The following is a 23,201-nucleotide window of genomic DNA, read 5'->3' on the forward strand; positions in this document are numbered from 1 at the left end:
AGAGCCCCAATGACCGATACACCGCTGACCCCCGTCGAATTTGAACAGGCCTTGCGGGCCAAGGGTGCCTTCTACCATATCCATCACCCGTACCACGTGGCGATGTATGACGGCCGGGCAACCCGCGAGCAGATCCAGGGCTGGGTCGCCAACCGGTTCTACTATCAGGTGAACATCCCGCTGAAGGACGCCGCGATCCTGGCCAACTGCCCGGACCGGGAAATCCGCCGCGAGTGGATCCAGCGCCTGCTCGACCATGACGGCGCACCCGGCGAAGACGGCGGCATCGAAGCCTGGCTGCGCCTGGGCCAGGCGGTGGGCCTGGATCCGGATCAGTTGCGTTCCCAGGAACTGGTGCTGCCCGGTGTGCGGTTTGCCGTGGACGCCTACGTCAATTTCGCCCGCCGGGCCAGTTGGCAGGAAGCCGCCAGCAGTTCGCTGACCGAGCTGTTCGCTCCGCAGATCCACCAATCGCGCCTCGACAGTTGGCCCCAGCATTACCCATGGATCGACCCTGCCGGCTACGAGTATTTCCGTACCCGCCTGGGCCAGGCCCGGCGTGATGTCGAGCACGGGCTGGCGATCACCCTTGCGCACTACACCACCCGCGCCGGCCAGGAGCGAATGCTGGAGATTCTCCAGTTCAAACTGGACATTCTTTGGAGCATGCTCGATGCCATGAGCATGGCCTACGAACTGAACCGCCCGCCTTATCACAGCGTGACCGCGCAGCGGGTCTGGCATAAAGGGATCACCCTATGAGTTTCGACCGCAGCAAAAAGCCGACCTGGCGCCAGGGTTACCGCTACCAGTACGAGCCAGCGCAGAAGGGCCATGTGTTGCTATACCCCGAAGGCATGATCAAGCTCAACGACAGCGCCGCGTTGATTGGCGGTTTGATCGACGGCAAGCGCAGTGTGGCGGCCATCATTGGCGAGCTGGAGCAGCAATTCCCCGGCGTGCCTGAACTCGGTGAAGACATCGAGCATTTCATGGAGGTGGCACGTGCAGAGCACTGGATCGAACTTGCCTGAAAAGCCCGAGATCGGCCTTCCGCTATGGTTGCTCGCCGAGCTGACCTATCGCTGCCCGCTGCAGTGCCCGTACTGCTCCAACCCGCTGGATTTCGCCGAGCAGGGCAAGGAGTTGAGTACCGAGCAATGGATCAAAGTGTTTCGCGAGGCCCGGGAAATGGGCGCGGCACAACTGGGGTTTTCCGGCGGTGAGCCACTGGTGCGCCAGGATCTCGCCGAGCTGATCGCCGAGGCGCGCAAGCTGGGGTTTTATACCAACCTGATCACCTCCGGCATCGGCTTGACCGAGCAGAAGATCAGCGACTTCAAGAAAGCCGGCCTGGACCATATCCAGATCAGCTTCCAGGCCAGCGACGAGCAGGTGAACAACCTGCTGGCCGGCTCCAAAAAGGCTTTCGCGCAAAAGCTGGAAATGGCCCGGGCGGTCAAAGCCCACGGCTACCCGATGGTGCTGAACTTCGTAACCCATCGGCACAATATCGACAAGATCGACCGCATCATCGAACTGTGCATTGCGCTGGAGGCAGACTTTGTCGAACTCGCCACCTGCCAGTTCTATGGCTGGGCCCAGCTCAACCGTGTTGGCCTGCTGCCGACCCAGGAACAACTGACCCGTGCCGAGCGCATCACCAACGAATACCGCGCCAAGCTGGAAGCCGAAAGGCATCCGTGCAAGCTGATCTTTGTCACGCCGGACTACTACGAGGAACGCCCTAAGGCCTGTATGAATGGCTGGGGCAGTATCTTTCTGACAGTGACACCAGACGGCACTGCCCTACCTTGTCACGGCGCCCGACAGATGCCGGTGCAGTTTCCCAATGTGCGCGACCACAGCATGCAGCACATCTGGTACGACTCGTTTGGCTTCAACCGCTTTCGTGGTTATGACTGGATGCCCGAACCGTGCCGCTCGTGCGACGAGAAGGAAAAGGACTTCGGCGGCTGCCGCTGCCAGGCGTTCATGCTAACGGGTGACGCCAGCAACGCCGACCCGGTGTGCAGCAAATCCGCCGATCACGGCATCATCCTCAACGCCCGGCTCGAAGCCGAGCACGCCACGCAGACCATCGAGCAACTGGCTTTTCGCAATGAGCGAAACTCCAGGCTGATCGCCAAAGGCTGACCGATCAACGCTTGGCGATGATGTACACCGCATGCACGATGCCAGGGATGTAGCCGCACAGGGTCAACAGGATATTCAGCCAGAACGCGCCGGCGAAACCCACTTGCAGGAACACACCCAGTGGCGGCAGCAGAATGGCGATGATGATACGAATGAAATCCATGGGTCAGCTCCGAATAATCGGCTCGTGTGAGCCGTACAGCTAATCGACCCTGGCCGCGCGTGAGGGTTCAGTGGAATCTGGCACCGGGCCATCCTCCTCAGGCAAGGATCTCCAATCCGTGCTTTTGCACGATACTCAGCAGCTTGAGCGCCATGCCGCTGGGTTGCTTCTCGCCGGACTCCCATTGCTTGATGGTCGACGCACTGGTGTTCAAGTAACGAGCGAACACCGGTTGGCTGACATGACTGCGCTCGCGCAGTTGTTTGATCTGGTCGGCAGGTATCTGTGCCGGTACGGGCGCAATGCACAGCTCATCGAATTCACGAAGGGTGGTCTTGCTGATGGCGCCAATCGAATGCAGCGCGCTGGCCGATTGGTGAATGGACTCCAGCGCTTGGCTTTCATATTTTTTGGTCATGATGTATCTCCACAAACTCCCTGAGATCCAGTAACTGCTGGATCTGTATTTCGTTTAAGCCTTCATAGGCCTTTGCCAACGCCCGAAACCCAGTCAATTCCTTGTGGCTGATATTGCTTTGATCTTGCTTGGCGAACAGAAACTGATAAACCCAGTAATGCCTGCCCTTCGCCAGGACGATGGAGCGATGTCGGTTGTGATTGAGGCGTTTCTTCCAGACTCCACCACCCAGATTGTCCGCCTGGCCCCTGAGCATCTCACCAAATGCCTCTCTTAATTCCGAATCGCAGATCCAGGCCTTGCTGGCTGCATCAGCAAAATGCCGGCTTTTGAACAGTCGCAGCTTCATAGGCATCCCTTCCCCCACGAACATACCACCTGGTGGTATAGATTAGAAATAGGGCTTACAAAAAATCTTTGCGCCCTACCGGCACTCCCTGCCGGTGCCCGCCAAAAAAGCCATTTTTCTCGATGGGCCTCAAGCGTCCTTTTCAATCCAGAAATTACACACAAAAAAACGCCCCCAGCCAAAACAATCAGGCTGGAGGCGCTGCGTATACCGCGAGACGGTTCAGGAATAAGGGTTAAACAGCGATGCCCTTGCGGCATTGCAGTTGGGCTGTGTGCACACGGGAAAAAGCACGGGCCAGGCGCAGTAGCATTTCGTCAATATTGCTCTTGCTTACCGTCAGCGCCGGGGTGAAACGCAGGCAGTCGGGTTGGGGGGCTTTGAGGATAAGGCCCTCATACAGTGCCGCCTTTACCACCGCATCTGCCGAATCATCTGACAAGCTCAGGCCCAACAACAGGCCCTGGCCCCGCAGTTCGCCCTGGCCATAGCGGTGGGCAAGCCGCGCCAGGCCTTCGCTCAGGTATTGGCTGGTATCACGTACGTGTTCGAGAAAGCCATGCCCCAGCACGTTATCGAGCACGGCAACTCCAGCGGCCGCCATCAGGGCATTGCCGTGATGGGTGCCTTCCAACTCACCGATTTCAAAGCAGCAGGCTTTGCCGCGAGCCAGCAGCGCAGCCAATGGCACTCCGCCACCCAGGCCTTTGCCCAAGGCGACGATATCGGCGCGCACGCCGTAGCGCTGTTCGGCCAGCAAGGTGCCGCAACGGCCCATCCCAGTCTGTACTTCATCAAGAATCAGCAGAATGCCCAACTCCCGGCACAGCCGCTCCACACCCTTGAGGTAATGCTCGGTGGCCGGGATGACGCCGGCTTCGCCCTGGATCGGTTCCAGCATGATCGCGACGGTTTGTGCGTCGACCGCGGCATGCAGGGCGGGCAGGTCATTGAACGGTACGTGGCAGAAGCCTGGCAGTTGTGGCTCGAAACGATTGTCGCCAGAGGCCGCCAGCGTTGCCAGGCTGCGACCGTGACTGGCGTTGCCAGCGGTAATAATGCGATAGGCGCCACCACGGTGCAGTTGGCCCCACTTGCGCGCCAACTTGATGGCTGCCTCGCAGGCTTCCGCACCGCTGTTGAGCAGGTAGGCCTGGTCGCTGCCGGTGCTGTGGCACAGGCGGTCCACCAGGTTCAGTTGGCTGCGGTTGTGCAGCCCTATGCCAGGGTTGATCAGGGATTGCGCCTGGTCAGCCAATGCACGCACCAATATCGAAGGGCTGTGGCCAAGGCTGTTGGCCGCACCGCCCTGGGCAAAGTCGAGGTAGACACGGTCTTCGCTGTCCCATAGCCAGGAACCCTGGCCGCGTACGAAAACCTGCGGAGGGCGGGCCACTGTGGGCATCAGGGATTGACTGGAAAGCTCATCACGCAGCATCGGAGTTTTTGCGTCCAGTAACAGATCATCCAGGCTCGGTGCCGGGCGGCGCAGGTTGAAAAGGTTCATGCCTGCACACCCAGCAGGTTGTTGGCAACCCTGGATTGGCGGGAGTTCGGCAAATCGTTTTTTGCCTTGCCTATGTAAACAGCATCGCTGTAAACGGTATTCATCTCGCGTCTTGGCCCTGTAAGCCCTGTGAATAGGCGCTAGACTAGGCGCCTTGGGGGCGTACAGCCATTTCGATTTTCCAGCTTTTTCGATAAGCATTACTTATGGATTTCAAGCAACTGCGTTATTTCGTCGCGGTGTACGAAGAAGGCCATGTCGGCCGGGCCGCAGAGCGCTTGTCGATCTCCCAGCCGGCGCTGTCGCAGCAGATCCGCCAGTTGGAGCAGCACCTCGATGTAAGCCTGTTCGAACGCAGCAGCAAACGCCTGTTGCCGACCCTGGCTGCCCACACCTTGTACAACCACGCCTTGCCGTTGCTCGACGGTATGCAGCAAGCCGTCGAGGCGCTGCGCCACTTCAAAGGCCAGGCGCTACGGACCCTGGCCATCGGTGTGCTGCAAACCGTGCATACCAGCCTGGTCCCGCAGATGCTGGAACGGGTACGCAAGGCCCAGCCACATCTGGTGGTGCAGATCTATGAGCTGACGGGCCTGGAGATCGAACGTCGCCTGCTCAATGGCTCGCTGGACATTGGCATCAGTTACCTGCCGGCCCGCCAACCCGGCTTACACGGCGTGTTGCTGTATGAAGATGAACTGAAAGTAGTCATCCCAGCCGACCACCCTCTGCGTGAATTCAAGAAGGTTTCCCTCAAGCAAGCTGCGGAATTGCCCATGCTGTTGCTGGGGGAAGAATTCCAGATCAGGCAAATCTGGCAGGCGCAACTGGCGAACCTGGGGCGCCGGCCACAGGTCCAGGCTGAACTGAACACCATGGTGGGGATTCTCGACAGCCTGCCCCATACCCGGCTGGCGACGGTACTGCCCGGTCGATCACAGGATGAACACAGCAGCCAGGCGCTATTGTGGAAGCCCTTGAGTGAGCCACGGGTGCCGCTGAAAGTGGGTTTGGTGTGTCGGGATGTGCAACGTCAGCAAGCGACGCTGGAATTGCTGCGCACCTTGCTCGAAGACGTAATGAATGGTCCCCACGGGCCGACGGCCACGGTAGACGGGCTGGCCTGAACTTTTTCGCGGGCAATAAGAAAACCCCGCCGAAGCGGGGCTTTGCAGACTGTTTCCCTGACATCCATTTCACTCCGCCATCCTGGCAGAATCCTACGTGTCCCTGTTGTTGCTTTGCGCTTCCTGCGCGACGTCCATGTGAAGTAGATTAGCTGTGGATCCAATCTGGCGATAGAGGACGATTAGCAGTACGTCATGTAAGAGAATGCTTACACGTGCTCCACCGATTAGAACTGCGCTTCGTCCAGCAAGAACAGCGATTCACTGCCGGCCTTCACGGAGGCGCTCAGGGAGTGAATACGCGGCAGCAGGCGAGCGAAGTAGAAGCGCGCCGTCCCCAGTTTGCTGGCGTAGAAGTCTTCCTCGTTCTCTTTGCCCAAGGCAGCCTTGGCCATCAAGGCCCACATATAGGCATAGGCCATGTAGCCAAAGGCATGCAGATACTCCACCGAGGCCGCACCGATTTCATTGGGGTTGGTCTTGGCACGATCCAGCACCCAGGCAGTCAAGGTGTCGAGTTCGTCCACCGCAGCGCTCAGGGGCTGGGTGAACTCAGACAGGTCGCTGCTGGCCGTGGCGATGAAGTGACGGATCTCATCGGCAAACAGGGTGTAGAACGCCCCGCCGCTGCCAACGATCTTGCGCCCCATCAAGTCCAGCGCCTGGATGCCATTGGTGCCTTCGTAGATCTGGGTGATGCGCACATCACGCACCAACTGCTCCTGGCCCCACTCACGAATGTAGCCATGACCGCCGAAGATCTGCTGGCCGTGCACGGTAGTTTCCAGGCCCAGGTCGGTGAGGAATGCCTTGGATACCGGGGTCAGCAGCGCCACCAGGTCATCCGCGCGCTTGCGGGTCGCGGCGTCTTCGCTGAACTTGGCGGTGTCCAGTTGCATCGCCACATAAGTGGAAAACGCACGGCCGCCTTCGTTCGCCGCCTTCATGGTCAGCAACATGCGGCGCACGTCAGGGTGGTTGATGATCGGGTCGGCGATCTTGTCCTTGGCCTTGGGGCCAGTCGGCGAACGGCTTTGCAGGCGGTCACGGGCGTATTCCACAGCATTCTGGTAAGAGCGCTCGCCGGTCGCCAGGCCCTGGATGCCGACGCCCAGGCGCTCGTAGTTCATCATGGTGAACATCGCCGCCAGGCCACGGTTCGGCTCGCCGACCAGGTAGCCAACGGCGTCGTCGAAGTTCATCACACAAGTGGCGGAGGCCTGGATGCCCATCTTGTGTTCGATCGAACCACAGGTCACCGGATTGCGTGCGCCCAGGCTGCCATCGGCATTGACCATGAACTTGGGCACCAGGAACAGCGAGATGCCCTTGGGACCCGCTGGAGCGTCCGGCAACTTGGCCAGCACCAGGTGGATGATGTTTTCGGTGAGGTCGTGCTCGCCACCGGTGATAAAGATCTTGGTCCCGCTGACCTTGTAGGAACCGTCCGCCTGGGGCTCGGCCTTAGTACGAATAATCCCCAGATCGGTACCGGCATGGGGCTCGGTCAGGCACATGGAACCGGCCCACACGCCCGCGTACATGTTCGGCAGGTAAGTGGCTTTGAGTTCGTCGCTAGCGTGGGTGTTGATCGACACGCAGGCGCCGGACGTCAGCATCGGGTACAGGCCAAACGCCAGGCCCGAGGAGTTGATCATTTCTTCAACCTGGGCCGACACGGCCTTGGGCATGCCCATGCCACCATAGGCAGGATCGCCACCCACGCCCACCCAGCCGCCTTCGGCATAGGTCTTGTAGGCTGCGGGGAATCCGGCCGGAGTGGTGACCACGCCATTGTCCCAGCGGCAACCTTCCTCGTCGCCGCTGCGGCTCAACGGGGCGATGGTCTTGGCGGTTACTTTGCCGGCTTCTTCAAGAATCGCCTCGACGGTTTCAGCATCCACGGTCTCGGCCAGGGCCGGCAATTGCGCCCACAGCTTGGCAACCTCGAATACTTCGTTGAGGACGAAGCGCATATCGCGCAGCGGCGCTTTGTAGTCAGCCATGGCAAACCTCGTGAGAACGTTAAAAGTGATTCGGTAGGATCGGTTTCACAGACCCGGAGTGTAACCGAACAACTTTTGTGACACATAGGGTCTGCTTGTGACCAATTGGTATTTCACAGTCACACCACCGATTCCTACAAGGCGAACAGTTCGGCAGGCAGGCTCATCAAGCAATCACTGCCCGCCTCCACCGCCGCCCGATGAGCACTGGTGCGCGGCAACAGACGCTTGAAGTAAAACTCGCAGGTCGCCAACTTGCCACGGGCGTAGTCCGCATCGCCTTGGCCTGCATCCAACTGCGCCTGGGCCACCAGGGCCATGCGCAGCCACAGGTAGGCATGGATGATGTAACCGCTGTACATCAAGTAATCCAGGGCCGCCGCGCCGACTTCATCGGGATTTTTCATCGCGGCCATGCCGACTTTGGTCGTCAACTCGCCCCATTGTTGGTTCAGCTCATTGAGCTGCGCGACCTGGGTCTTGAGTTGCGGGTGTTCGGCATTCGCCGCGCAAAACTTATGCACGATTTTGGTGAAGCCGCGCAGCAACTTGCCCTGGCTGCCCAACACCTTGCGCCCCAGCAAATCCAGGGCCTGGATCCCATTGGTGCCTTCGTAGATCGGCGCGATCCGGCAGTCGCGCACTAACTGTTCCATGCCCCACTCGCGGATAAAACCGTGGCCACCAAACACCTGCATACCGTGGTTGGTCACCTCAAGCCCGGTTTCGGTCATAAAGGCTTTGCAGATCGGGGTGAGGAACGCCAACAGGTCTTCGGCCTGCTGGCGCTGCTGCGGGTCATCGCTCTGGTGCGCGGTGTCCAGCAGTTGCGCGGTGAAGTAAGTCAGGGCGCGGTTACCTTCGTTGAAGGCTTTCATGGTCAGCAACATGCGCCGCACATCGGGATGCACGATGATCGGGTCTGCCGGTTTATCCGGGGCCTTGGCGCCGGTCAGGGCGCGCATCTGCAAACGGTCATTGGCGTACTGGATCGCGCCCTGGAAGCTCGCCTCACCCAGGCACAACCCCTGCATGCCCGTGCCCAGGCGCGCATGGTTCATCATGGTGAACATGCAGTTCAGGCCCTTGTTGGCCTCGCCGATCAGATAACCCTCGGCACCATCGAAGTTCAGCACGCAGGTGGCCGAGGCCTTGATCCCCATCTTGTGCTCGATGGAACCGCAACTGACCCCATTGCGTGCGCCGGAACCGGCGAGGAACTTGGGCACGATAAACAGCGAAATACCCTTAGTGCCAGCAGGCGCGTCCGGCAACTTGGCCAACACCAGGTGGATGATGTTGTCGCTCATATCGTGCTCACCGGCGGAGATGAAGATCTTGCTGCCGGTCACCGCGTAGCTGCCGTTGGCCTGGGGCACGGCGCGGGTCTTGATGATGCCAAGGTCCGTGCCGCAATGGGCTTCGGTCAGGCACATGGTGCCCGTCCACTGGCCGGCAGTGAGCTTGGTCAGGTAAGTGTCTTTCTGCGCTTGGGTGCCGTGGGCGTGGATCGCTGACATGGCGCCGTGGGTCAGGCCGGGGTACATGCCCCAGGAGGTGTTGCTGGAGCCAATCATCTCGCTGAGCACCAAGCCCAGGGACGATGGTAGGCCTTGACCGCCGTAGGCCGGATCCGCCGCCAGGCCGTGCCAGCCGCCTTCGACGTATTGCGCGAAGGCTTCCTTGAAGCCTTTAGGTGTGGTCACCACGCCATTGTCGAAATGGCAGCCCTCTTCATCACCCGGGCGATTCAACGGTGCAAGCACGTTTTCGCAGAACCTGGCGCCTTCTTCAAGGATCGCGCTGACCATGTCCGGGCTGGCCTCGGTGGCGCCCAGGGCCGCGTAGTGAGCAGGGAAATCAAACACGTGATCGATCAGAAAGCGCATGTCGCGCAGGGGAGCTTTATAGGCAGGCATGGTGATGTCTCCGGCGGCAGATGGCTTCAACCTACTGCCGCCGGTGGTCCCGGACAATCACTGTACAGCCGCTGAATACACCACCATCACTCAACCGGCAGCGCCCTGCATGCGCACCGCACCACGGCGGTTCTGGCCGGCTGCCACCACGCAGTTACGCCCGGCCCCCTTGGCGTTGTAAAGCGCCTGGTCAGCAGACTTGAGCACTTCTTCCGGGGTGCGCTGCTCGACCTGGCGCTCGGCGACGCCGATGCTCACGGTCACCGACACGCTGGACGCCCCCGAACCCGAACGGCGCTGGCGCCCTTGATAATCGTCCTGGGGGCGGCTGTCCGGGTTACGCAACTTGATGTGGTAATTGGCAATGATCTCGCGGATTTCTTCCAGGTGCGGCAGGCATTCATCCAGGGTCTTGCCGGCAAATACCACGGCAAACTCTTCGCCGCCATACCGATAGGCCCGGCCACCGCCGCTGACTTTCGACAGTTTGCTGGCCACCAGCCGCAGCACCTGGTCGCCGACATCGTGACCATGGGTGTCGTTGAAGCGCTTGAAGTGGTCGACGTCGCTCATCGCCAGCACATAGTTGCGCCCCAGGCGCTGCATGCGCTCGTTGAGGGCGCGACGCCCCGGCAGGCCGGTGAGCTCATCGCGAAAGGCCATTTGATAGGCCTCATGGGACACACCCGCGGCGATCATCAACATCACCTGGCTGCACATGATGTTCAGGGTGAACGGCAGGATAAAGGTCTGCGGCAACATCCAGAACATCCCCAGCAACCCCACCAACTGCGCGGCATGCAACGGCCGCGGCTCACGCCAGTACTGGGCTGCCAGGGCGACAAAGCCCAACAGGAACATCGGGTACGACAGCTGGATCAAGCTCATCCACGCGCCATGCAACGCCGGCCAGCGAATCTCTGCCAACCAGTTGAGCAACGGTCCCGGGTAACTTTGCTCCAGGCCCAACGCAACGCTGCCTACGGCAAGCAGCACCGCACAGCGTGCGACAAAGTCGCGGAACAGGTGAGTTTTTTCCTGCCAAAGGGCATAGATGCTGAACAGCATCGGCAAGAGCAGGCACACCAGATGGAACACCACGGCGGCGTCTTCGCGCACGCGGCCATGGTCGCGATAGAAATCGGTCTGGGTATCCAGAAGAAAGTAAGCGACGTACACCGTGACCATCAGGAACAGCTCACGCTGGCGGCGGTACACCGCGCAATAAGCGCCGCCCAGCAGCAACACCAGGGTTGGCAGCACATTGAACAGCGAGGTGAAGAAGACGTTGAGGTCCTTGACGTAAGCAGCCGACAACCCCGCCAGCAATAACAGCAACGACGGTAGGAAATGACTGAAACGTACAGCAGACGCGCGCGACAAGGGTAAAGCTCCGACCCACAAAATAGATGGCACAGTGCCTTCACTGTTCACAGTTAAGCACACTCAATGTGACCTGTATCACATTGCCATCACTGTAACGGCAGCAACGGGCAATCCCTGAGCGCGCCACTCAGGTTTTTTCACCCGCCCACAAAAAAGCCGCCGCTCCCGAAAGAGCGGCGGCCTTGTAGTGAACCCGCCGGGGCTTAGTAGCCCAGGTCGAAGTTCTCTTCTTTCATGTCCATCAGGTTGTTGGCACCCGACAGCATGGTCGCTACGTGGGTACGGGTACGCGGCAGGATGCGCTGGAAGTAGAAGCGCGCAGTCTGCAGCTTGGCAGTGTAGAAGCCTTCTTCGCTGGTGCCGGCAGCCAGTTTTTCGGCAGCCAGGCGCGCCATGTCGGCCCAGAAGTAAGCCAGGCAGGCATAACCGGAGTACATCAGGTAGTCCACGGAGGCGGCACCGACTTCTTCACGGTCCTTCATGGCAGCCATGCCGACCTTCATGGTCAACTCGCCCCATTCCTTGTTCAGTGCAGCCAACGGCGCGACGAACTCGCTGACCGCTGCGTTGCCTTCGTTGGCCTGGCAGAACTTGTGCACGATCTTGGTGAAGCCCTTGAGCGCTTCGCCTTGAGTCATCAGCACTTTACGACCGAGCAGGTCCAGGGCCTGGATGCCGGTGGTGCCTTCGTACAACATCGAGATGCGGCTGTCGCGAACGTTCTGCTCCATGCCCCACTCGGCGATGAAGCCGTGGCCGCCGTAGATCTGTACGCCATGGTTAGCAGATTCAAAACCGACTTCGGTCATGAACGCCTTGGCGATTGGGGTCATGAAGGCCAGCAGCGCGTCAGCCTGTTTCTTGGCTTCGTCGTCGGTGCCGTACTTAACGATGTCCACTTGCTTGGCGGTGAAGTACACCATCGCACGGTTGCCTTCGGCGAAGGCTTTCATGGTCAGCAGCATACGGCGTACATCGGGGTGCACGATGATCGGGTCAGCGGCCTTGTCCGGCGCTTTCGGGCCAGTCAGGGAACGCATTTGCAGACGGTCACGCGCATATTTCAAGCCACCCTGGAAACCGATCTCGGCGTGGGACAGACCTTGCAGCGCAGTGCCCAGGCGAGCGGTGTTCATAAAGGTGAACATGCAGTTCAGGCCTTTGTTCGCCGGGCCGATCAGGTAACCGGTGGCCGCGTCGAAGTTCATCACGCAGGTGGCGTTGCCGTGGATACCCATCTTGTGTTCCAGGGAGCCACAGGACACCGCGTTGCGCTCACCCACCGAACCATCGGCGTTGGGCAGGAACTTAGGCACGATAAACAGCGAAATGCCTTTGGTGCCAGCCGGAGCATCCGGCAGGCGGGCCAGTACGATGTGGACGATGTTGTCGGCCATGTCGTGTTCACCGGCCGAGATGAAGATCTTGGTCCCGGAGACTTTGTAGGAACCGTCGGCCTGAGGTTCGGCCTTGGTACGCAGCATGCCCAGGTCGGTGCCGCAGTGTGGCTCAGTGAGGCACATGGTGCCGGTCCACTCGCCCGAGACCAGTTTGGTCAGGTAGGCGTCCTGCTGCTCAGGGGTACCGTGCTCGGAAATGGTGTTCATCGCGCCATGGGACAGGCCTGGGTACATGCCCCACGACCAGTTGGCTTCACCGACCATCTCGCTGACGGCCAGGCCCAGGGATTCCGGCAGGCCTTGGCCGCCGTGCGCCACGTCGTGGGCCAGGCTCGGCCAGCCGCCTTCGACGAATTGTTTGTAGGCTTCTTTGAAACCAGTAGGGGTTTTAACGCCTGACTCGCTCCAGGTGCACCCTTCGATGTCACCGACGCGGTTCAACGGGGCCAGCACTTGCTCACAAAACTTGGCGCCTTCTTCGAGAATGGCGTCAACCATGTCTGGAGTAGCGTCCTGGCAAGCCGGCAGGCTCTGATAGTGCGCTTCGTAGCCGAGCAGTTCGTCACGAACGAAGCGAATATCACGCAAGGGGGCCTTGTAGTCAGGCATAGCGATAAACCTCTGCTGATGTATCTGGAATGAACAACCGCGTGGATTTGTTGTAGCGGTCAAACAGTTGTTTGAAACATACGTTTACGCCCTATCCTTGTCAAGCGCCCCGCAGATGCCGTTTGTCATGACGCAGGTCAACGTCACGCACGACAAGGCCTGCAGCGTGATGCCGCATGGCATGTCAAAGATTGGGAGATAGGTGTGTTGATGAAGTCGGGGGTAGCAAGAGGCTTGTCGTGGCGAGGGGGCTCGTCCCCCGCTGGGCTGCGAAGCAGCCCCAATAAGACACACCGAGACTTATCAGATACACCGAGGTGGCAGGTTTTGGGGCCGCTTCGCAGCCCAACGGGGGACGAGCCCCCTCGCCACAATGAGCCCGTCGATCAGGCGTAGGTGTCGATCAACGTGCCGAGCATTTCGTCGGAAGCCTTGGCGACTTTCGCGCCCAGCTCCACCTGGAACTTGCCTTCGGCCAGTTCCAGCATATTGCTCGCCGAGTCGGTCGGCTGGCCGCGGTTGACTGCCTGCAAGCGGTCATTCTGGGCGTCCGAAGGCTGGCTGGTGGCAGCACTGGCGATTTTGCCGGCGGCCTGGTCGACGCGGTTCTGACCGGCCTGAATAGTGCTCAGGCCTGAATAAAACGCACTGCTTCCAGAGATTTCCATGGCGTAAACCTGCCTTGCAATAAATCGTGAATCCTTATTGAAGCAGACAATCTGGCAAAAGGCCCGTCAATAACACTAATGGCATAATGCCCTATCCCTAGGAAAAACTAATCGAGCAAGTCCAACTGCAGGTACTCGGCCACCGCTTCGGCCGTGGGCTGCTTGAGCCGTGGCACGCGGCCCAGGCACGGTGCCGGCAGGCGTTCGGCCAAGGTGGCAAGGTTTTCTTCCAGACGGGAGGTCTTGGGGTCGATGATATTGGCCACCCATCCCACCAGCGGCAAACCGTCCCGGGCGATGGCTTCGGCGCTGAGCAGCGCATGATTGATACACCCCAGGCGCACACCCACCACCAGGATCACCGGTAACTGCAAGGCCTTGGCCAGATCCGACAGGTTGTCCTGATCGGCCAGCGGCACGCGCCAGCCACCAGCGCCTTCGATCAGGGTGAAGTCCGCTTGTTTGTCGAGGATGTGCTGCATCGGCTTGAGCAGGGCTTGCACGGTCAGCGCCACACCGGCTTCGCGGGCCGCCAGGTGTGGCGCGATGGCGGGCTCAAAGGCCAGCGGATTGACTTCAGCATAGGCCAGCGGCAACGAGCACTCCGCCAGCAAGGCCAGGGCATCGGCGTTGCGCAAGCCCCGTGGGGTCACTTCGCAGCCCGAGGCCACCGGTTTGCCGGCAGCGGTGCTCTTGCCTGCCTGTCGAGCCGCGTGCAACAGGCCCGCGGCGACGGTGGTCTTGCCGACATCGGTGTCGGTGCCCGTGATGAAATAGGCAGCGCTCATAAGGGTTTCTCCAATACGGCGTACACGACTTGATAGGTTGCTGGCAGGCCCTGGACTTGGCGCAACTGCTCGTAGGCCTGCACCAATGCAACAATCCGCGCGCGGCCTGTCAAGCCACCTGGGCGCCCCGGGTTGATATTGTGGGCCCCCAATGCTTTCAATTCGTGGGTCAGGCTGCGTACATCCGGATAATGCAGCACGTGGGGGCGCTGCTCCAGGCTCACCACGCGCAAGCCACTGGCAGCGCACTGCTGTTGGTACGTGCTGAACGGGCGAAAACGGTTGACGTGAACCATGGCGTCGGCCGCCCGCCAACTGTCGCGCAACTCATCCAGGGTGCCGACGCACAGGCTGGCAAACGCCAGCACGCCACCGGGCTGCAACACCCGCTGGGCCTCACTGAGCACCGCCGTGAAGTCAGCACACCACTGCACCGCCAGGCTGGAGAAGATCAACTCGCAACTACCGTCCTGCAACGGTAAACGCTCGGCATCCCCGGCGATAAAGTGCTCGGCACCGCCCAAGGGCTGCGCGTGGCTGAGCATACCTTCGGCGATATCCAGCGCCAGGCCTTGGCCCTGCGGGAACGTTCTATTCAATTGGCGGCTGAAAAATCCGGTACCGCAGCCCAGATCCAGCCAGCGCCGGGGCATCAACGCCGATGGCAAGCGCCCGAGCAACTCGCCGCCCACGTCACGCTGCAACGCGGCGACACTGTCGTAACTGGCCGCCGCCTTGGAAAACGATGCCGCGACCTGGCGTTTGTCGGGCAAGGCGCCCGGCAATGGAGGATGGGACAAGTCAGTCATCGCCGCACTCATGCAAAAAAGCCTGGATCGCCCCCGCCACTCCGTGGGGGTTGTCCAGTAGGAAAGCGTGCCCGGCCTGTTCAATCAGACCGACCTCAACATCGGGCAATAACTTCAGCAGTTCAGTGGCGGCTTCACAGGGCACCAACTCATCGAGACCGGCGAACAGATGCAACTGCGGGCCGCGAAAAGCCTGCAAGGCCTCGCGGGTATCCAGTTGCGCAAGCAGTTCAAGACCGCTCATCAACGCGCCGGACGGCGTGTGCGGCGCGCCGCTGACCAACAAACGCGCCAGCCCGCGAGGGTCTTCGGCACCTTTGCCACACAACAGGCCGAAGCGCTTTAGGGTGACCTGGGAATCGGCGTGGCAGCCGGCGAGGAAGGCATCGAAGGTCTGCGCAGGCATAGCGCTAGGCCAACCATCGTGGGCGACAAAACACGGATTGCTCGCCAGGGTCAGCAACCCGCAGCACCGTTCGCCACGTCGCGCCGCCAATTCAGAGGCCAGCATGCCGCCGAGGGACCAGCCGCCAAGCCAGGCGTTATCCGGCAATGTGGCGTCGAGTTCATCCAGCCATTCGCCGAGGTCACTGGCCTCCAGCGCCGGCAAAGGCTCGATGTGTACGTGCAGGTGTTCGTCCAGCCCCTGCAATGCGGCGGCCAAAGGCTCCAGCGGCGATACGCCGAGCCCCCAGCCGGGCAGCAATATCAGTCGATCACGCATGGTCGAGCTCCAGGGCGCCTAGCAAGCGGAAACACTCCTCCAATGCGCTTAACAATAGCTGCACCTGCGCCTCGCTGTGGGCCGCCGTCAATGTCACGCGCAAACGGGCGCTGCCGACGGGCACAGTGGGTGGACGGATGGCCGTGACCATAATCCCGCGCTCGCGCAGCATCTGTGACAGGCGCACCGCCCGAGCGCTGTCGCCAATCATGATCGGCTGGATCGGTGTGAAGCTGTCCATTAGCTCTAGACCGATCTGCTCGGCTCCCCGGCGGAACTGACGGATCAGCATGTGCAAATGCTCACGCCGCCAATGCTCACTGCGCAGCAGCTCCAGGCTCTTCAATGTGGCGCAGGCCAGCGCCGGCGGTTGGCTGGTGGTGTAGATATACGGGCGGGCGAATTGGATCAGGCTTTCGATCAGTTCCTCGCTGCCAGCAACAAACGCCCCGGCGGTACCGAAGGCCTTGCCCAGGGTGCCGACCAACACCGGCACATCCTCCTGGCCCAGGCCGAAATGCTCGACGATCCCGCCGCCCGTGGCGCCCAGCGGCCCGAAGCCATGGGCATCATCCACCATCAGCCAGGCGCCCTTGGCCCGGGTTTCGCGAGCCAGGGCCGGCAGGTCGGCGAGGTTGCCGTCCATGCTGAACACGCCGTCGGTGACTACCAGGGTATTGCCGCAAGCTCTTTCCAGGCGCTTGGCCAGGCTGACCGCATCGTTGTGCAGATAGCGATTGAAACGCGCACCAGACAGCAAGCCCGCATCCAGCAGCGAGGCATGGTTGAGCCGGTCTTCGAGTACCGTATCGCCCTGCCCGACCAGTGCGGTGACGGCACCGAGGTTGGCCATATAACCGGTGGTAAACAGCAGCGCACGCGGGCGCCCGGTGAACTCGGCCAGCGCCTCCTCCAATTCATGGTGTGGCGTACTGTGGCCGACGACCAGGTGCGAGGCGCCTCCACCCACGCCCCAGCGGGCAGCCCCGGCCTGCCAGGCCTCGATGACTTGCGGATGATTGGCCAGGCCCAGGTAGTCGTTATTGCAAAAGGCCAATAGCGGTTGGCCGTCCACCACCACCTGCGGACCCTGGGGACTTTGCAGCAGCGGGCGTTGGCGATAGAGATGTTCTGTACGGCGGGCAGCGAGGCGCGCGGCGAGATCGAATGACATGCTGGCCTCGGATTTAGCGGTTGAACTCGATCAAACATGTGGGAGCAGGCTTGCCCGCTCCCACATTTGGATGGCATTTCAATCAGACGACAGCGTTGTAGAACTGCTCGCTGCTTTTCTGCTCGACCAACGCCTGCTCAATCGCCGCCTGGTGCACTTCATCAGCATGCTCTTCACCGGCTTGCGGCAGGATGCCCAGGCGTGAGAACAGTTGCATGTCCTTGTCGGCCTGCGGGTTGGCGGTGGTCAGCAACTTGTCGCCGTAGAAAATCGAGTTGGCACCGGCAAAGAACGCCAAAGCCTGCATCTGCTCGTTCATCGCTTCACGGCCGGCGGACAGCCGCACATGGGATTGCGGCATCAGGATGCGCGCCACGGCGAGCATGCGGATAAAGTCGAACGGGTCGATATCCTCGGCATTCTCCAGGGGCGTACCGGCCACCTTCACCAGCATGTTGATCGGCACCGATTCCGGATGCTCCGGCAGGTTGGCCAACTGGATCAGCAGGTTGGCGCGGTCGTCGAGGGATTCGCCCATGCCGAGGATACCGCCCGAGCAGATCTTCATCCCCGAATCACGTACATACGCCAGGGTTTGCAGGCGTTCGCTGTAGGTGCGGGTGGTGATGATCGAGCCGTAGAACTCCGGCGACGTGTCCAGGTTGTGGTTGTAGTAGTCCAGGCCGGCCTGGGCCAGCGCCTCTGTCTGCTCCTGGTCCAGACGACCAAGGGTCATGCAGGTTTCCAGGCCCAAGGCCTTCACGCCTTTGACCATCTGCAAGACATAAGGCATGTCTTTGGCCGACGGGTGCTTCCAGGCGGCGCCCATGCAGAAACGGGTCGAACCGATGGCCTTGGCGCGTGCAGCCTCTTCGAGGACCTTCTGCACTTCCATCAGCTTCTCTTTTTCCAGGCCGGTGTTGTAGTGGCCCGACTGCGGACAATATTTGCAATCTTCCGGACAGGCGCCAGTCTTGATCGACAACAAGGTAGACACCTGCACCCGATTGGCATCGAAATGCGCGCGGTGCACGGTCTGCGCCTGGAACAACAGGTCATTGAACGGCTGGACGAACAGGGCTTTGACTTCGGCCAAAGACCAATCGTGACGCAAGGTGGCAGTGAGGCTGGCGCTCATGGGCGATTCCTTGTTTATGCTTGGGCAAGCGCTGTGGGAGGGCAATACCCACAGGCACGACACGGATGCCCGGCATATTTAAGGAAGATTCATGCACTGTCAACCTGACTACAAACACAAGGTTTACATATGGTTAAAAAACAACCAGGCCTGCCTAATCTGCGATGAGCCGACTGATTCGCCGTCTACGGTGTGCAACGTCTGCGAAATCGAGCTGCCGTGGCTGACCGACTGCTGCCAAGTGTGTGCCCTGCCGTTGCCAATGAGCGGGCTGGTCTGTGGCCAATGCCAGCAGTCACCGCCTGCGTTTAAACAGGTCGCGGCGCCCTGGACCTATAGCTTTCCGGTGGACAGCCTGATCAACCGCTTCAAGCACCAGGCCAAATGGCCCCTGGGGCATCTGCTGGCAAGCCTGCTGGGGCAATGCCTGCAAGACCGCTTCGACAACGCCGAACTGGCACGCCCCGACCGCTTGCTTGCGGTGCCGATGGCCGCCAAACGCCTGCGCCAACGCGGCTACAACCAGGCCGCCATGCTCGCCCGCTGGCTGAGCCGGGACCTTGACCTGCCCGTGGATGAACAACTGCTGCTGCGCCCCCACGACACCATCGCCCAACAGCAACTGGACGCCAGGCAACGCCAGCGCAACCTGCTCAAGGCCTTTGCCCTGGCCCCGGGCGCGCAGGTACAGGGCCAGCACCTGGCGCTGGTGGACGACGTACTGACCACCGGCGCCACCGCCCACAGCCTGGCCCGCCTGCTGATAGATGCCGGCGCGCGTCAGGTCGATGTGTACTGCCTGGCGCGCACGCCCAAGCCCGGCACATGACTTGACTCTGGCGGCGCCTGCCCGCAACGTCCCGGGTATTCCAAGCCAGTGTGCAGCCGTTCGCCATGCCTTTACCGTCTCTGTTGAGCCAACATATCGTCCGTCGCCCCCAGCGTATCGCCTTGCTACAACATATCGCCGAGCAGGGCTCCATCACCCGTGCCGCGAAAAGCGCCGGCTTGAGCTACAAGGCCGCGTGGGATGCCATCGATGAACTGAACAACCTGGCGCAAAAGCCTCTGGTTGAACGCAGCGTCGGCGGCAAAGGCGGCGGCGGTGCGCGGCTCTCGGCAGAAGGTGAACGGGTGTTGCGCCTGTATCAGCGCCTGCAGACCCTGCAGGCCCAGGTGCTGGAGGGCGCCGAAGACGCCAGCGACTTCAACCTGCTGGGCCGCCTGATGCTGCGCACCAGCGCGCGCAACCAATTGCATGGCCAAGTGATCCGCATCGACAGCCATGGCCGCAATGATCGGGTGCGACTGGAACTGGCCGGTAGCTTGACCCTCGACGCGCAGATCACCCATGACAGCACCCTGCGCCTGGAACTGGAAATCGGCACTGAGGTGGTAGCGTTGATCAAGGCCGGCTGGCTGGAGCTGATCGCTGCAGACCAAGCGCCGACGCCTGGATTTAACTGCATGGGCGGCGTGGTCGAGGCGATTCTTGATGCCGATGATGGCCCCAGCGAGGTGCGCATCGCCTTGCCCAGCGGCCTGGTGCTGTGTGCGCTAGCGGCGCCCGAGCAGCTCAAGGCGCTGGGGGCGGGTGAAGGCACGCTGGTTCAGGTGCAGTTTGCGCCGAGCAATGTGCTGTTGGGCACGCCGGTTTAGATGATCTTTAGGGCCTCATCGCGGCATAGGCACCTACACAACTTTCAGACACTGACGCCCCCCCCTGTGGCGAGCGGGCTTGCCCCGCGTTGGGCTGCGAAGCAGCCCCAAAACCAGCCGCTACGGATTATCTGATACACCGCATTCGGCTGATGGGGGCTGCTTTGCAGCCCAGCGCGGGGCAAACCCGCTCGCCACAACAACAACAACAACAACAACAACAACAGCACTGCCCGCTTGGATTTATGGGTTACGGCAACATTGTGTAGGTACCGACGCTCACCGCGGGCACACACACCACCTATCCAAGGCCCGGTGCGCTACCATACCCGGCCGGACGCGGCGACCTGCTGCGCGCAGGAGTTCGCATGGCCCACCCGTTTGAAACATTGACCCCCGACCTGGTTCTCGACGCTGTCGAAAGCATCGGCTTCCTCAGCGACGCTCGCGTATTGGCCCTCAATAGCTACGAAAACCGTGTCTATCAAGTCGGCATCGAAGACTCCGAGCCGCTGATCGCCAAGTTCTACCGCCCCCAGCGCTGGACCAACGAGGCGATCCTCGAAGAACACCGTTTTACCTTTGAGCTGGCCGAGTGCGAAGTCCCAGTCGTCGCGCCGATGATCCATAACGGCGAAAGCCTGTTCGAACACGCGGGCTTTCGTTTCACCCTGTTCCCTCGCCGTGGTGGCCGGGCGCCAGAGCCGGGCAATCTCGATCAGTTGTACCGCCTTGGGCAGTTGCTCGGGCGCTTGCATGCGGTGGGCGCCACCCGCCCCTTCGAACACCGCGAAGCCCTGGGGGTGAAGAACTTCGGTCATGACTCCCTGAACACCTTGCTCGAAGGCAACTTCATTCCCAAGAGCCTGCTGCCTGCCTACGAATCCGTGGCCCGCGACCTGCTCAAGCGCGTGGAGGATGTGTACAGCGCCACGCCGCACAAGAACATCCGCATGCATGGCGACTGCCACCCCGGCAACATGATGTGCCGAGACGAAATGTTCCATATCGTCGACCTCGACGACTGCCGCATGGGCCCGGCGGTGCAGGATTTATGGATGATGCTGGCCGGCGATCGCCAGGAATGCCTGGGGCAACTGTCGGAGTTGATGGACGGCTACCAGGAATTCCACGATTTCGATCCTCGCGAACTGGCGCTGATCGAGCCTCTGCGCGCCCTGCGCCTGATGCACTACAGCGCCTGGCTGGCACGGCGCTGGGATGATCCGGCATTCCCCCACAGCTTCCCGTGGTTTGGCAGCGAGCGGTATTGGGGCGACCAGGTGCTGGCGCTGCGCGAGCAATTGTCGGCGCTCAACGAAGAACCCCTGAAGCTCTTCTAAGAAATCACCCGCGCTCATCAATGTAGGAGCGAGCTTGCTCGGGAAGATCGTTAACGATAACGCGGGAAACCTGACACCCAGCGGCGCCCTCAGGTTTTTCGCGAGCAAGCTCGTTCCTACAAAAAGCCAACCCATCGATAGACAAACTTCCTTACAATCACGGAATTGTTAGCTGCCTAAGCAAGGATTCTGCATGCAAGCCGCCAACCCGCGTCGCGGGTACATCCTGGGCCTGAGTGCCTACGTCATCTGGGGCCTGTTCCCGCTCTACTTCAAAGCCATCGCCAGCGTGCCGGCCGCCGAAATCATCGTCCATCGCGTGCTGTGGTCGGCGCTGTTCGGCGGTTTGCTGCTGATGGTGTGGAAACACCCCGGCTGGTGGCGCGAACTGCGGGACAACCCCAAGCGCCTGGCGATCCTGGCGTTGAGCGGCTCGCTGATCGCAGGCAACTGGCTGACCTATGTATGGTCGGTCAACAGTGGCCGCATGCTGGAAGCCAGCCTGGGTTACTACATCAACCCGCTGGTCAACGTGCTGCTGGGCATGCTGCTGCTCGGTGAACGCCTGCGGCGCCTGCAATGGGTTGCCGTCGGGCTGGCCGCCGTGGGTGTGGCGCAACAGGTATGGCAGGTGGGGAGTTTGCCGTGGGTGTCGCTGGTGCTGGCGTTGACCTTTGGTTTCTACGGCTTGATCCGCAAGCAGGCGCCGGTCAAGGCACTGCCGGGCCTGGTGGTGGAAACCTGGATGCTGGTGCCGATTGCCCTGGCGTGGCTGCTGCTCAACCCCACCGCCCATAGCGCCAATATGGCGTTCTGGAGCACATCCGAAGCCTGGTGGCTGGTGGCCGCAGGCCCGGTGACATTGATCCCGCTTGTGTGTTTCAACGCTGCCGCGCGGCACTTGCCGTACACCACGCTCGGTTTCCTGCAGTACTTGGCGCCGACCCTGGTGCTGCTGCAGGCGGTGCTGTTGTTCGACGAACACATGAGCCCCGCCAGCCTGGTGGCGTTCGTGTTTATCTGGGCTGGGCTTGCGGTCTACAGCATCGATGCGTGGCTGAGCCTGCGCAAACGCTGATCAAATAACGTACAAAACCCTGCAAGCCACAGCCGGCTTGGCTTGCAGGGTTTCACCCCAAGGTTACCCACAACCTGATCCCCGGCGTTTGTGCACAAGCCGTTGAAATTGCTCGTTTTTTGCTCAACGCGCCGCAAGCCCCGGCCGGCGTGGCCTGGCGCCGGGTCTCTACAGCTTATCCACAGGCCCATGCAAGATTTCCATGAACAACCCTGTGGACGGTTATTCCTCGCTGCGCAGCTGCAATTCCACCATCAAATCATCGGCCAGGGTTTCCAGGGCAGCCTGCAACGTATCCAGCGCCAGGGTGGAAGGCACCGCCAGCGCGGCCTCGGCGTGAAACAACGGGTCGCTGCTCATGGGCGCCGGGCGCACGTCGGTACTCAGGCGCTCCAGGTTGACCCCTTGCTTGCTCAACAATGCGGTGATTTCACGCACGATCCCCGGCCGGTCATTGCCCACCAGGGTCATCAGGATCGGCTTGCTTGCCGACGCCTGCCCACCGCTGCTTTCGCCTACCAGTACACGAATGCCATGGGTGGACAGGTCCTCCAGGGCGCTGACCAGCTCACTGCGGTTTTCCATCGGCACACTGACCCGCAGGATCCCGGCAAATTGCCCAGCCATATGGGCCATACGACTTTCCAGCCAGTTGCCACCGCGCTCGGCAATGCAATGGGCGACACGTTCGACCACGCCGGGTTTGTCGGCGGCGATGACGGTGAGTACGAGATGGTCCATGGCAACAGTCCTCTGGTGATGAATACTCGATTATAGGC

23 protein-coding genes are annotated in these 23,201 nt (G+C 61.0%); 8 read left to right on the top strand and 15 right to left on the bottom strand.

Annotation, left to right across the window (positions count from 1 at the left end; all coding sequences use genetic code 11):
• Positions 1-9: 9 nt before the first annotated feature.
• The 3 genes from pqqC to pqqE are packed head-to-tail and all read left to right on the top strand — an operon-like array spanning position 10 to position 2,157.
• Positions 10-762 (top strand): pyrroloquinoline-quinone synthase PqqC, encoded by a 753-nt coding sequence (gene pqqC, locus JTY93_RS24805; protein ID WP_205476277.1) that lies wholly within the window; start codon positions 10-12, stop codon positions 760-762.
• The gene (gene pqqD, locus JTY93_RS24810) at positions 759-1,034 is read left to right on the top strand and encodes a pyrroloquinoline quinone biosynthesis peptide chaperone PqqD (RefSeq protein ID WP_205476276.1); all 276 of its coding nucleotides are present in this window, start codon (positions 759-761) and stop codon (positions 1,032-1,034) included. The genes pqqC and pqqD overlap by 4 nt, the downstream gene beginning before the upstream one ends.
• Positions 1,027-2,157: a pyrroloquinoline quinone biosynthesis protein PqqE gene (pqqE, locus tag JTY93_RS24815; RefSeq protein WP_240344224.1), complete on the top strand. Its 1,131-nt coding sequence runs from the start codon at positions 1,027-1,029 to the stop codon at positions 2,155-2,157. The genes pqqD and pqqE overlap by 8 nt, the downstream gene beginning before the upstream one ends.
• A gap of 4 nt (positions 2,158-2,161) precedes the next feature.
• Here the strand turns inward: pqqE and JTY93_RS24820 are convergent, their stop codons facing one another.
• The 4 genes from JTY93_RS24820 to JTY93_RS24835 form a co-directional block, all read right to left on the bottom strand.
• Entirely contained in the window at positions 2,162-2,320 is a 159-nt protein-coding gene (locus JTY93_RS24820; RefSeq protein ID WP_007904205.1) for a YqaE/Pmp3 family membrane protein, read from the bottom strand.
• A 97-nt stretch (positions 2,321-2,417) separates the two neighbouring features.
• The gene (locus JTY93_RS24825; protein ID WP_029296888.1) at positions 2,418-2,738 is read right to left on the bottom strand and encodes a helix-turn-helix domain-containing protein; all 321 of its coding nucleotides are present in this window, start codon (positions 2,736-2,738) and stop codon (positions 2,418-2,420) included.
• Positions 2,722-3,087, bottom strand: a complete 366-nt coding sequence (locus tag JTY93_RS24830; RefSeq protein ID WP_205476274.1) for a type II toxin-antitoxin system RelE/ParE family toxin — start codon at positions 3,085-3,087, stop codon at positions 2,722-2,724. The genes JTY93_RS24825 and JTY93_RS24830 overlap by 17 nt, the downstream gene beginning before the upstream one ends.
• 235 nt (positions 3,088-3,322) lie before the next feature.
• Entirely contained in the window at positions 3,323-4,594 is a 1,272-nt protein-coding gene (locus tag JTY93_RS24835; RefSeq protein WP_205476273.1) for an aspartate aminotransferase family protein, read from the bottom strand.
• 206 nt (positions 4,595-4,800) lie between these two features.
• Between JTY93_RS24835 and JTY93_RS24840 the strand changes: the two genes are divergently transcribed.
• The gene (locus JTY93_RS24840; protein ID WP_169997988.1) at positions 4,801-5,721 is read left to right on the top strand and encodes a LysR family transcriptional regulator; all 921 of its coding nucleotides are present in this window, start codon (positions 4,801-4,803) and stop codon (positions 5,719-5,721) included.
• 227 nt (positions 5,722-5,948) lie between these two features.
• Here the strand turns inward: JTY93_RS24840 and JTY93_RS24845 are convergent, their stop codons facing one another.
• The 10 genes from JTY93_RS24845 to bioB form a co-directional block, all read right to left on the bottom strand.
• The gene (locus JTY93_RS24845) at positions 5,949-7,727 is read right to left on the bottom strand and encodes an acyl-CoA dehydrogenase C-terminal domain-containing protein (protein ID WP_205476272.1); all 1,779 of its coding nucleotides are present in this window, start codon (positions 7,725-7,727) and stop codon (positions 5,949-5,951) included.
• 134 nt (positions 7,728-7,861) lie between these two features.
• Positions 7,862-9,646 carry an acyl-CoA dehydrogenase C-terminal domain-containing protein gene (locus JTY93_RS24850; RefSeq protein WP_205476271.1) on the bottom strand — a complete coding sequence of 595 codons (1,785 nt, stop codon included), beginning with the start codon at positions 9,644-9,646 and terminating at the stop codon, positions 7,862-7,864.
• Between the two features lie 90 nt (positions 9,647-9,736).
• The gene (locus JTY93_RS24855; RefSeq protein ID WP_205476270.1) at positions 9,737-11,029 is read right to left on the bottom strand and encodes a GGDEF domain-containing protein; all 1,293 of its coding nucleotides are present in this window, start codon (positions 11,027-11,029) and stop codon (positions 9,737-9,739) included.
• A gap of 206 nt (positions 11,030-11,235) precedes the next feature.
• On the bottom strand, positions 11,236-13,041 hold the full coding sequence (locus JTY93_RS24860; protein ID WP_169997996.1) for a phenylacyl-CoA dehydrogenase: 1,806 nt from the start codon (positions 13,039-13,041) through the stop codon (positions 11,236-11,238).
• Positions 13,042-13,427: 386 nt separating this feature from the next.
• On the bottom strand, positions 13,428-13,709 hold the full coding sequence (locus JTY93_RS24865; RefSeq protein WP_169997998.1) for a pyrroloquinoline quinone biosynthesis protein PqqE: 282 nt from the start codon (positions 13,707-13,709) through the stop codon (positions 13,428-13,430).
• A 107-nt stretch (positions 13,710-13,816) separates the two neighbouring features.
• Positions 13,817-14,497 carry a dethiobiotin synthase gene (bioD, locus tag JTY93_RS24870; RefSeq protein ID WP_169998000.1) on the bottom strand — a complete coding sequence of 227 codons (681 nt, stop codon included), beginning with the start codon at positions 14,495-14,497 and terminating at the stop codon, positions 13,817-13,819.
• The gene (bioC, locus tag JTY93_RS24875) at positions 14,494-15,306 is read right to left on the bottom strand and encodes a malonyl-ACP O-methyltransferase BioC (protein WP_205479892.1); all 813 of its coding nucleotides are present in this window, start codon (positions 15,304-15,306) and stop codon (positions 14,494-14,496) included. Before bioC ends, bioD begins: the two co-directional genes overlap by 4 nt.
• A complete protein-coding gene (locus JTY93_RS24880) occupies positions 15,299-16,030 on the bottom strand; it encodes an alpha/beta fold hydrolase (protein WP_205479890.1) in 732 nt (243 codons plus the stop codon). Before JTY93_RS24880 ends, bioC begins: the two co-directional genes overlap by 8 nt.
• Positions 16,023-17,204, bottom strand: coding sequence for an 8-amino-7-oxononanoate synthase (gene bioF, locus JTY93_RS24885; RefSeq protein ID WP_205479888.1), 1,182 nt, complete (start codon positions 17,202-17,204; stop codon positions 16,023-16,025). Before bioF ends, JTY93_RS24880 begins: the two co-directional genes overlap by 8 nt.
• An 82-nt stretch (positions 17,205-17,286) precedes the next feature.
• Positions 17,287-18,342: a biotin synthase BioB gene (gene bioB / locus JTY93_RS24890; RefSeq protein WP_205479886.1), complete on the bottom strand. Its 1,056-nt coding sequence runs from the start codon at positions 18,340-18,342 to the stop codon at positions 17,287-17,289.
• A gap of 91 nt (positions 18,343-18,433) precedes the next feature.
• Here bioB and JTY93_RS24895 point away from each other — a divergent pair, with 91 nt between their 5' ends.
• The 4 genes from JTY93_RS24895 (at position 18,434) to rarD (ending at position 22,422) form a co-directional block, all read left to right on the top strand.
• The gene (locus tag JTY93_RS24895) at positions 18,434-19,171 is read left to right on the top strand and encodes a ComFC family protein (protein ID WP_205479884.1); all 738 of its coding nucleotides are present in this window, start codon (positions 18,434-18,436) and stop codon (positions 19,169-19,171) included.
• Positions 19,172-19,236: 65 nt separating this feature from the next.
• On the top strand, positions 19,237-20,001 hold the full coding sequence (locus JTY93_RS24900; RefSeq protein WP_205479883.1) for a TOBE domain-containing protein: 765 nt from the start codon (positions 19,237-19,239) through the stop codon (positions 19,999-20,001).
• 368 nt (positions 20,002-20,369) lie between these two features.
• Positions 20,370-21,344 (top strand): SrkA family protein kinase, encoded by a 975-nt coding sequence (locus JTY93_RS24905; protein ID WP_032858595.1) that lies wholly within the window; start codon positions 20,370-20,372, stop codon positions 21,342-21,344.
• 193 nt (positions 21,345-21,537) lie between these two features.
• A complete protein-coding gene (gene rarD, locus JTY93_RS24910; protein WP_205479881.1) occupies positions 21,538-22,422 on the top strand; it encodes an EamA family transporter RarD in 885 nt (294 codons plus the stop codon).
• Positions 22,423-22,644: 222 nt separating this feature from the next.
• Here the strand turns inward: rarD and JTY93_RS24915 are convergent, their stop codons facing one another.
• Positions 22,645-23,163, bottom strand: coding sequence for a glycine cleavage system transcriptional repressor (locus tag JTY93_RS24915; RefSeq protein ID WP_205479879.1), 519 nt, complete (start codon positions 23,161-23,163; stop codon positions 22,645-22,647).
• Positions 23,164-23,201: the final 38 nt, after the last annotated feature.

The sequence above is a fragment of the Pseudomonas hygromyciniae genome, from assembly GCF_016925675.1.
Lineage (GTDB): Bacteria > Pseudomonadota > Gammaproteobacteria > Pseudomonadales > Pseudomonadaceae > Aquipseudomonas > Aquipseudomonas hygromyciniae.

Excerpts from the sequence above, each read along its gene's own strand:
- pqqD (WP_205476276.1), top strand. The coding sequence starts at position 759 with ATGAGTTTCGACCGCAGCAAAAAGCCGACCTGGCGCCAGGGTTACCGC.
- JTY93_RS24845 (WP_205476272.1), bottom strand. The coding sequence starts at position 7,727 with ATGGCTGACTACAAAGCGCCGCTGCGCGATATGCGCTTCGTCCTCAAC.
- JTY93_RS24835 (WP_205476273.1), bottom strand. The coding sequence starts at position 4,594 with ATGAACCTTTTCAACCTGCGCCGCCCGGCACCGAGCCTGGATGATCTG.
- JTY93_RS24905 (WP_032858595.1), top strand. The coding sequence starts at position 20,370 with ATGGCCCACCCGTTTGAAACATTGACCCCCGACCTGGTTCTCGACGCT.
- JTY93_RS24895 (WP_205479884.1), top strand. The coding sequence starts at position 18,434 with ATGCACTGTCAACCTGACTACAAACACAAGGTTTACATATGGTTAAAA.
- JTY93_RS24820 (WP_007904205.1), bottom strand. The coding sequence starts at position 2,320 with ATGGATTTCATTCGTATCATCATCGCCATTCTGCTGCCGCCACTGGGT.
- JTY93_RS24900 (WP_205479883.1), top strand. The coding sequence starts at position 19,237 with ATGCCTTTACCGTCTCTGTTGAGCCAACATATCGTCCGTCGCCCCCAG.
- JTY93_RS24830 (WP_205476274.1), bottom strand. The coding sequence starts at position 3,087 with ATGAAGCTGCGACTGTTCAAAAGCCGGCATTTTGCTGATGCAGCCAGC.
- JTY93_RS24865 (WP_169997998.1), bottom strand. The coding sequence starts at position 13,709 with ATGGAAATCTCTGGAAGCAGTGCGTTTTATTCAGGCCTGAGCACTATT.
- JTY93_RS24825 (WP_029296888.1), bottom strand. The coding sequence starts at position 2,738 with ATGACCAAAAAATATGAAAGCCAAGCGCTGGAGTCCATTCACCAATCG.
- bioC (WP_205479892.1), bottom strand. The coding sequence starts at position 15,306 with ATGACTGACTTGTCCCATCCTCCATTGCCGGGCGCCTTGCCCGACAAA.
- bioF (WP_205479888.1), bottom strand. The coding sequence starts at position 17,204 with ATGTCATTCGATCTCGCCGCGCGCCTCGCTGCCCGCCGTACAGAACAT.
- JTY93_RS24880 (WP_205479890.1), bottom strand. The coding sequence starts at position 16,030 with ATGCGTGATCGACTGATATTGCTGCCCGGCTGGGGGCTCGGCGTATCG.
- bioD (WP_169998000.1), bottom strand. The coding sequence starts at position 14,497 with ATGAGCGCTGCCTATTTCATCACGGGCACCGACACCGATGTCGGCAAG.
- JTY93_RS24850 (WP_205476271.1), bottom strand. The coding sequence starts at position 9,646 with ATGCCTGCCTATAAAGCTCCCCTGCGCGACATGCGCTTTCTGATCGAT.
- JTY93_RS24840 (WP_169997988.1), top strand. The coding sequence starts at position 4,801 with ATGGATTTCAAGCAACTGCGTTATTTCGTCGCGGTGTACGAAGAAGGC.
- rarD (WP_205479881.1), top strand. The coding sequence starts at position 21,538 with ATGCAAGCCGCCAACCCGCGTCGCGGGTACATCCTGGGCCTGAGTGCC.
- JTY93_RS24860 (WP_169997996.1), bottom strand. The coding sequence starts at position 13,041 with ATGCCTGACTACAAGGCCCCCTTGCGTGATATTCGCTTCGTTCGTGAC.
- JTY93_RS24915 (WP_205479879.1), bottom strand. The coding sequence starts at position 23,163 with ATGGACCATCTCGTACTCACCGTCATCGCCGCCGACAAACCCGGCGTG.
- pqqC (WP_205476277.1), top strand. The coding sequence starts at position 10 with ATGACCGATACACCGCTGACCCCCGTCGAATTTGAACAGGCCTTGCGG.
- bioB (WP_205479886.1), bottom strand. The coding sequence starts at position 18,342 with ATGAGCGCCAGCCTCACTGCCACCTTGCGTCACGATTGGTCTTTGGCC.